Raw genomic sequence first — 494 nt, forward strand, 5'->3', positions numbered from 1 at the left:
TTTTACTACTACGGCATGTCCACTGTTGCCAGCAACAATGCCCTGCTCTCTTTGTTGTTGATGAGGTAAAGCTCTCCGTTCACGGCCTGGTAATATTCCACCCCAAGTACCAAAAATACGGGCTGCTCGCTATTGGCAGAAATTCCCGCCTCGATGTCTACCTGCACAGCTGCCTTGGATGCGATTTCTACCGATTCGGAATGAACGACATCAACCTCGTAATCACCGGTCTCAAAGTTAACGGCTGCCAAGCCTACGGTAAACCTCGCCTGGGTCGCCCCCTCTACTTGCTGCAATTCCAAACTCGGATCCTCAAACTGGATCGCAATGGCTGCAAGTCCAGATACCCTGTCAAAACCAACTGTATAAGCTGCCTTCATCACCTCATCCAATGAAGTAGCGGCATTGAACTCAAAACCCTGCAACAGGTTCAGATCCCCATCAACAACATTGCGCTCCCCCCTGCCATTGGTAACATCTGCCTGTATAACTTT

General features: G+C 49.8%; 1 protein-coding gene. It reads right to left on the reverse strand.

Annotation, left to right across the window (positions count from 1 at the left end):
* Positions 1-8: 8 nt before the first annotated feature.
* The coding region (locus OM074_RS21720; protein ID WP_301202718.1) for a pyridoxal phosphate-dependent aspartate aminotransferase family protein at positions 9-494 on the reverse strand (486 nt) is incomplete at its 5' end.

The sequence above is a fragment of the Plebeiibacterium marinum genome, assembly GCF_026013615.1.
GTDB classification, from domain to species: domain Bacteria; phylum Bacteroidota; class Bacteroidia; order Bacteroidales; family Marinilabiliaceae; genus Saccharicrinis; species Saccharicrinis marinus_A.